Genomic DNA, 7430 nt, shown 5'->3' with positions numbered 1-7430 from the left:
GGCCGGATGCGGCGCCGCCCCGCGTCGCGGTCAGGGCGCGAGTGGCGTGGACGCGGGCGAGACCTTGTTGCTGCCGGCCATGACCTGCCAGCCGGTGGCCCGGCTCGCGGTGGCGGCCCGGTCGGTGCGGTCGCTGATGTAGACCCAGTCCATCTGCACCCGCTCGGGGGTGACCTCGAGCAGGGAGTAGCCGTGCGAGTCGAACTCCAGCATCTTGACGTGGCGGTTGGACGCCTTGATGCCCTCCTCGACGGCGACCGAGGTGGTGCGCGGCTCGGACTTGGTGATGTCGTCCAGGTTGTCCGACGTGATCGAGGTGCAGACGAGCTCGGTCGCGACGGACGGCGACGTCGGGTACGTACCGGCGTCGACCGGCAGGTCGGCTACCCACGAGGAGTGGATGTCGCCGGTGAGGAAGACGGTGTCGTCGATGCCGTTGTCGTGCAGGTGCGAGAGCAGTTCGCGCCGGTCGGCGGTGTAGCCGTCCCACTGGTCGACGATGATGGGCACGCCGTCGGGCGGCAGCAGACCGGCCTTGTCGTTGATCGGCCTGCTGATGTCCTGCGGCAGCGGCGGGAACACCACGGGGGCGATCATCACCGGGTTGCCGACGAGCTTCCAGCGTGCCTTCGCCGTGGCGAGGTTGTCCTTGAGCCACCGCATCTGCTCGTCGCCGGTGATGGTGCGCGCGGGGTCGTCGACCTCGCCGAGCTGCGTCTGCTCGACCTGCTTGCTGCGGTAGCTGCGCAGGTCGAGCATGGAGAGGTCGGCCAGGGCGCCGAAGGTGAGGCGGCGGAAGATGCGCCGCGGGTCGGGCTCGCGTACAGGCATCCATTCACCCCAGGCCCGGCGGGCGGCGGCGCGCCGGGCCTCCCAGTCGCCCTCGGTGCCGGACGTGTGGTTCTCCGCGCCGCCGCTCCACGCGTCGTTGGTGACCTCGTGGTCGTCCCAGGTGACGATGAACGGGGCGGCTGCGTGCAGGGCCTGGAGGTCCGGGTCGCCCTTGTACTGGGCATGGCGGCGCCGGTAGTCGGAGAGGGTCACCATCTCGGTGGCCGGGACGTGGCCGCGGCCGATCGCCGGGCCCGGGCCGTACTCCCCGTCGCCGTACTCGTAGAGGTAGTCCCCGAGGTGCAGCACCGCGTCCAGGTCCGAGCGCCCGGCGAGGTGGCGGTAGGCGGAGAAGAAGCCGCCCATGTAGTTGGCGCAGGACACGACACCGAAGCGCAGCGCGGGCACGGTGGCCGTCGGGGCGGGTGCGGTGCGGGCGCGTCCGGCGGGCGAGGTCTCGCCCGCGCAGATGAACCGGTACCAGTACGTCGTGCCGGCGGTGAGACCCTTCGCGTCGACCTTGACGGTGTGGTCGCCCGTCGGGCCGGCGCTCGCCTGGCCGGTCGCGGCGATGCCGCGGAAGCCGGAGTCGGTGGCGATCTCCCAGCTGACGTCGGTCGTCGGGCCGGCGCCCGATCCGGGCTGCGCCTCTTGGGTGGGGGTGACCCGGGTCCACAGAACGACGGCGTCGGGCAGCGGATCGCCGGAAGCGACCCCGTGCCGGAATATCCCGTCGGCCGAGGAAGCACCGGCGTCCGTGGGGTCCGGGGCCGCGGTGGCGTTCACGACGGTCAGCGGGACCGTGACCCCGGCGGCTGTGATCCCCGCGGCGGACAGGAAGCGGCGACGATTGAGGAAGGACATACTCCGCTTTGTAGCGGAGGGGGATGGCCGCTTTCTAGGGGATGAAGACCGGTACGTGAACGCAAAGCGTCTTTCCCGGCGAGCGCGTCATCCGGATCACAACGGAGCGGCCCTGCGCCGGAAAAGCACCGTATCGACCAGTCGGGCAGCCCGGGCCACCGAGAAATTCATGCGCAGGGTGCCCGAACGTCACGTCCGGCAGATGGCGGTCACAGCCACCACGCGGTAACCATGAAGGGTTCAACTCCGTTGCCGGAACGCCTCGTTGTCAGGAGCCCCGTCATGGTTCATCTACGCGCGTCGCGCCGAAGGTCCCCCCTTCGGCGGACGGGCTTTTCCCTGCTCTCCGTCATCGCCGCCGCAGGCTGCCTCACCACGGGGCTGGCCTCTCCCGCCTCGTCCGCTTCGCCTGACGTCGTCATCAGCGAGGTCTACGGCGGTGGCGGCAACAGCGGCGCGACGCACCGCAACGACTTCGTCGAGCTCTACAACCGCGGAACCGCGGCGGTCAGCCTCTCCGGGTGGTCCACGCAGTACGCGGCCTCAGCCGGCACCAGCTACCTCACCACCGCGCTGTCCGGCACGATCCAGCCCGGTGCCAGGTACCTGGTCCAGCTGGCATCGGGAGGTGCCGTCGGTTCGGTGCTGCCCACCCCGGACGCGACCGGCACCACCAACATGTCCGCCACCGCGGGCAAGGTCGCACTGGTCACCTCCGCCACCGCCCTGACCTGCGGCGCCAACTGTGACACCGCGGCCGGGGTCAAGGACTTCCTCGGATACGGCACCGCGAACGACTACGAGACCGCGCCCGCCGCGGCCACGACCAACACCACCTCCGCCACCCGCTCGAACCCCGCCACGGATTCCGACAACAACGCGAACGACTTCGCGAAGGTCGCCCCCACCCCCCAGAACGGGCAGGGCGGTGGCGGTGGCGGCTGCACCGGCTACACCACGCGAATACGCGATATCCAGGGCAGCAGCCACATATCACCGCGCAACGGCCAGTCCGTCTCCGACGTGCGCGGCGTGGTCACCGCGGTGAAGAGCAACGGCTTCTGGTTCCAGGACCCGTGCCCCGACACCAGCAACTCCACGTCCGAGGGCCTGTTCGTCTTCACCTCCACCGGACCCACGGCCGTCGTCGGCCAGGAGGTCGCGGTCGGCGGCACCGTGAGTGAATTCCGGTCCGGCGGAGCGACTTCCGCGAACCTGACCCTTACCGAGATCACCGCACCCACCGTCACCACGCTGGGGACGAAGACGGTCCCGGCGGCCACCGTGGCCGGCACCGGCGGCCGGGCGATTCCGGCGAGCGTGATCGACAACGACGCCACCGGCAACGTCGAGACCTCGGGCACGTTCGACCCGTCCACGGACGGCATCGACTTCTACGAGTCGCTCGAAGGCATGCGCGTCCAGGTCAACAACCCGGTAGCGGCCGGTCGCAGCACGAGCTTCAACGAGATCCCCGTGCTCGCCGACAACGGCGCGGGCGCCTCCGTCCGCAGTGCCCGCGACGGGATCGTGCTGCGCCAGAGCGACGCCAACCCGGAGCGAATTCACCTGGACGACGCCGCCCTGGCCGGCTCGGTGCCCAGCGGTGTGAACGTCGGTGACCACTTCTCGGCCCCGGCGCTCGGTGTACTCGACTACTCCTTCAGCAACTTCAAGCTGTTGCTGACCAGCCCGGTCAGCCGGGTGAACAGCGGTCTGACCCCCGAGACCGCCGGCGGCCCCGGCGCGGGCCAGATCTCGGTGGCCACGGCCAACGTCGAGAACCTCGACCCCAGTGACCCGCAGTCCAAGTTCGACGGACTGGCCTCGCAGATCGTCGACAACATGGCCGCGCCGGGGATCATCACCGTCGAGGAGGTCCAGGACAACGACGGGGCGACGAACAGCGCGACGGTCGCCGCCGACCAGACGTACAACAAGCTGATCAGCGCGATCAGCGCCGCCGGCGGTCCGTCCTACACCTACAAGGACATCAACCCGGTCGATGACCAGGACGGCGGCGAGCCGGGTGGCAACATCCGCGTCGGCTTCCTGTTCCGCACCGACATCGGCCTCACCTTCGCCTCCGGCACCCCCGGCGGATCCACCACGGCCGTGAGCGTCTCCAACAGCGGCAATTCGGCCGACCCGGTCAGCCTCAGCCACAACCCCGGCCGGATCGACCCCACCGACTCGGCGTTCAGCTCCAGCCGCAAGCCGCTCGTCGGCAAGTTCTACTTCAACTCCAAGCCGCTCTTCGTGGTCGCCAACCACTGGAACTCCAAGGGCGGCGACGACCCCCTGTTCGGCAAGAACCAGCCGCCGACGCTGTCCAGCGAGACGCAGCGCAGCCAGCAGGCCACGGTCGTGAAGAACTTCGTCCAGTCGGTCCTCGCGACCGACAGCCAGGCGCGGGTCGTGGTGGCCGGTGACCTGAACGACTTCACGTACTCCGCACCCGTTCAGACCCTGGTGAGCGCCGGGCTGACCGACCTTCCGGCCGGACTGCCGGACGCCGAGCGCTACAGCTACGTCTACGAGGGCAACTCGCAGGTCCTCGACCACATCCTGCTGTCCCCGTCACTGAACGGCGCCTCGCACAGCTACGACATCGTGCACGTCAACTCCGAGTTCGCCGTCCAGCAGAGCGACCACGACCCGCAGCTCGTGCGTCTCACCCTGCCGTAACTCCCACCGCCCGGGAGGGCCGGCCTACCCGGCCCTCCCGGCACGGATCGGGACGCGTGGCGGCGACGGGACGTGTCGTCAGCCGGCGACCGTCCAGGTGTCGTTGCCCGCGAGGAGGGCGCCGAGGTCGCCCTTGCCGTGCTGTTCCACGGCCGCTTCGAGCTGGTCGGCCATGTCCGCGTCGTAGACGGGACGGCGGACGTCGCGCAGCACCCCGATGGGGGTGTGGTGCAGCGTGTCCGGGTCGGCCAGCCGGGACAGCGCGAAGGCGGTTCCGGGGGAGTCGGCATGGGCGTCGTGCACCAGGACACCGTCGGTGCCCTCGGTGGCGACGTCCACGATCCGCAGTTCGCCGGTGCCCGGATCGCGGATGACGCCCTGCGAGCCGAGCCCGTCCTCACCCGGCACGCCGAAGCGGATCGGTTCGCCGTGCTCCAGGCGGATCACCGCCTCCTGGGCCTGCTTTTTGTCCTTGAGGGCTTCGAAGGCGCCGTCGTTGAAGATGTTGCAGTTCTGGTAGATCTCCACCAGCGCCGTGCCGGGGTGGTCGGCCGCCGCGCGCAGCACGCCAGTGAGGTGCTTGCGGTCGGAGTCGACCGTACGGGCGACGAAGGACGCTTCGGCGCCCAGCGCGAGGGAGACGGGGTTGAAGGGGGAGTCGAGCGAGCCCATCGGCGTGGACTTGGTGATCTTCCCCGCTTCGGAGGTGGGGGAGTACTGCCACTTGGTGAGCCCGTAGATGCGGTTGTTGAACAGCAGGATCTTCAGGTTCACGTTGCGGCGCAGCGCGTGGATGAGGTGGTTGCCGCCGATGGAGAGCGCGTCTCCGTCGCCGGTGACGACCCACACCGACAGGTCGCGGCGGGTGCCTGCCAGGCCGGTGGCGATGGCGGGGGCGCGGCCGTGGATGGAGTGCATCCCGTAGGTGTTCATGTAGTACGGGAAGCGGGAGGAGCAGCCGATGCCGGAGACGAAGACGATGTTCTCTTTGGCCAGGCCGAGTTCGGGCATGAAGCCCTGCACCGCGGCGAGTACGGCGTAGTCGCCGCAGCCGGGGCACCAGCGCACTTCCTGGTCGGACTTGAAGTCCTTCATCGTCTGCGCCGACTCGGCCTTGGGCACCAGGGAGAGTGCCTCAGTCATGGGCGATGACCTCCATCAGGGCGGTCGCCAGCTGCTCGGCCTTGAAAGGCATGCCGTTGACCTGGGTATAGGAGTGTGCGTCGACGAGATACTTCGCGCGGATGAGGGTGGAGAGCTGGCCGAGGTTCATCTCGGGCACGACCACCTTCTCGTATCGCCGCAGCAGCTCACCGAGATTCCCCGGGAAGGGGTTGAGGTGGCGCAGATGGGCCTGGGCGATGTGCTCTCCGGCGTTGCGCAGCCGGCGTACGGCGGCGGTGATGGGCCCGTACGTCGAACCCCAGCCCAGTACCAGGACCCTGGCCTGACCCTTGGGGTCGTCCACCTCGAGGTCGGGTACGTCGATGCCGTCGATCTTGGCCTGCCGGGTGCGGACCATGAAGTCGTGGTTGGCCGGGTCGTAGGAGATGTTGCCCGTGCCGTCCTGCTTCTCGATGCCGCCGATGCGGTGCTCCAGGCCCGGTGTGCCGGGCACCGCCCAGGGCCGGGCCAGGGTGTGCGGGTCACGCTTGTAGGGCCAGAAGACCTCGGTGCCGTCGGCCAGTTCGTGGTTGGGTCCGTGCGCGAACTGCACCCGCAGGTCCGGCAGGTCGGCCACCTCGGGCACCCGCCACGGCTCGGAGCCGTTGGCGAGATAGCCGTCGGAGAGCAGGAAGACGGGGGTGCGGTAGCGCAGCGCGATACGGGCCGCGTCCAGGGTCGCGGTGAAGCAGTCGGCGGGGGTGGCGGGGGCGACGATGGGCACCGGCGCCTCACCGTTGCGCCCGTACATCGCCTGCAGCAGGTCCGCCTGCTCGGTCTTGGTCGGCAGCCCGGTGGAGGGGCCGCCGCGCTGGATGTCGATGATCAGGAGCGGCAGCTCCAGGGAGACCGCGAGCCCGATGGTCTCCGACTTCAGCGCCACACCGGGTCCGGAGGTCGTGGTCACGCCGAGCGCGCCCCCGAAGGCGGCCCCCAGCGCGGCGCCGATCCCGGCGATCTCGTCCTCGGCCTGGAACGTGCGCACGCCGAAGTTCTTGTGCTTGCTCAGCTCGTGCAGGACGTCGGAGGCGGGGGTGATCGGGTAGGAGCCCAGGAAGAGGGGCAGCTCGGCCTGCTGAGCGGCGGCGACCAGCCCGTAGGAGAGGGCGAGGTTGCCGGAGATGTTGCGGTAGGTGCCGGGCGGGAAGGCGGTGGTCGCCGGCGCCACCTCGTAGGAGACGGCGAAGTCCTCGGTGGTCTCGCCGAAGTTCCAGCCCGCCCGGTAGGCGGCGATGTTCGCCTCCGCCACCTCGGGCTTCTTGGCGAACTTCGTGCGCAGGAAGTGCTCGGTCTGCTCGGTGGGCCGGTGATACATCCACGACAGCAGGCCCAGCGCGAACATGTTCTTCGACCGGCCGGCGTCCTTGCGGCCCACGTCGAAGTCCTTGAGCGCCTCCACCGTCAGCGTCGTCAGCGGCACCTGGTGCACCCGGTGGCCGTCCAGCGAGCCGTCCTCCAGCGGGCTGGTCGCGTAGCCGACCTTGGCCATCGCCCGCTTGGTGAACTCGTCCGTGTTCACGATGATCTCCGCGCCGCGCGGCACGTCCTCGATGTTCGCCTTCAGCGCGGCCGGGTTCATCGCGACCAGTACGTCCGGCGCGTCACCCGGCGTGAGGATGTCGTGGTCGGCGAAGTGCAGCTGGAAGCTGGAGACGCCGGGCAGCGTCCCGGCGGGGGCCCTGATCTCGGCCGGGAAGTTCGGCAGCGTGGAGAGGTCGTTGCCGAAGGACGCGGTCTCGGAGGTGAACCGGTCGCCGGTCAGCTGCATACCGTCACCGGAGTCGCCCGCGAACCTGATGATCACCCGGTCCAGACGCTGGACTTCCTTGGGGTGCTGCCCGGCTGGGCTACTGACCTGATGGGTCACGGTTGATCGGACCTCC

The 7430-nt window shown here is 69.6% G+C and carries 4 protein-coding genes; 1 reads left to right on the top strand and 3 read right to left on the bottom strand.

Annotated features, from left to right (window positions below; genetic code table 11):
• Nucleotides 1-30: 30 nt before the first annotated feature.
• On the bottom strand, nucleotides 31-1695 hold the full coding sequence (locus ACRDP3_RS24585) for an alkaline phosphatase D family protein (protein WP_431519180.1): 1665 nt from the start codon (nucleotides 1693-1695) through the stop codon (nucleotides 31-33).
• Between the two features lie 282 nt (nucleotides 1696-1977).
• Here ACRDP3_RS24585 and ACRDP3_RS24580 point away from each other — a divergent pair, with 282 nt between their 5' ends.
• Entirely contained in the window at nucleotides 1978-4383 is a 2406-nt protein-coding gene (locus ACRDP3_RS24580; RefSeq protein WP_431519179.1) for a lamin tail domain-containing protein, read from the top strand.
• A 78-nt stretch (nucleotides 4384-4461) separates the two neighbouring features.
• Here ACRDP3_RS24580 and ACRDP3_RS24575 read toward each other — a convergent pair whose 3' ends face one another.
• Entirely contained in the window at nucleotides 4462-5526 is a 1065-nt protein-coding gene (locus tag ACRDP3_RS24575) for a 2-oxoacid:ferredoxin oxidoreductase subunit beta (protein WP_431519178.1), read from the bottom strand.
• Nucleotides 5519-7414: a 2-oxoacid:acceptor oxidoreductase subunit alpha gene (locus tag ACRDP3_RS24570; protein WP_431519181.1), complete on the bottom strand. Its 1896-nt coding sequence runs from the start codon at nucleotides 7412-7414 to the stop codon at nucleotides 5519-5521. The genes ACRDP3_RS24575 and ACRDP3_RS24570 overlap by 8 nt, the downstream gene beginning before the upstream one ends.
• Between the last annotated feature and the right edge of the window lie 16 nt (nucleotides 7415-7430).

This window comes from Streptomyces sp. (assembly GCF_050698815.1).
In the GTDB taxonomy this organism is placed as follows: domain Bacteria; phylum Actinomycetota; class Actinomycetes; order Streptomycetales; family Streptomycetaceae; genus Streptomyces.
The sequence above is the reverse complement of the archived record's forward strand: the minus strand, read 5'-3'. Positions and strand labels throughout refer to the sequence as shown.

Bases quoted from the DNA above. Each gene is read 5' to 3' on its own strand.
- ACRDP3_RS24580 (WP_431519179.1), top strand. From the start codon at position 1,978: ATGGTTCATCTACGCGCGTCGCGCCGAAGGTCCCCCCTTCGGCGGACG.
- ACRDP3_RS24575 (WP_431519178.1), bottom strand. From the start codon at position 5,526: ATGACTGAGGCACTCTCCCTGGTGCCCAAGGCCGAGTCGGCGCAGACG.
- ACRDP3_RS24585 (WP_431519180.1), bottom strand. From the start codon at position 1,695: ATGTCCTTCCTCAATCGTCGCCGCTTCCTGTCCGCCGCGGGGATCACA.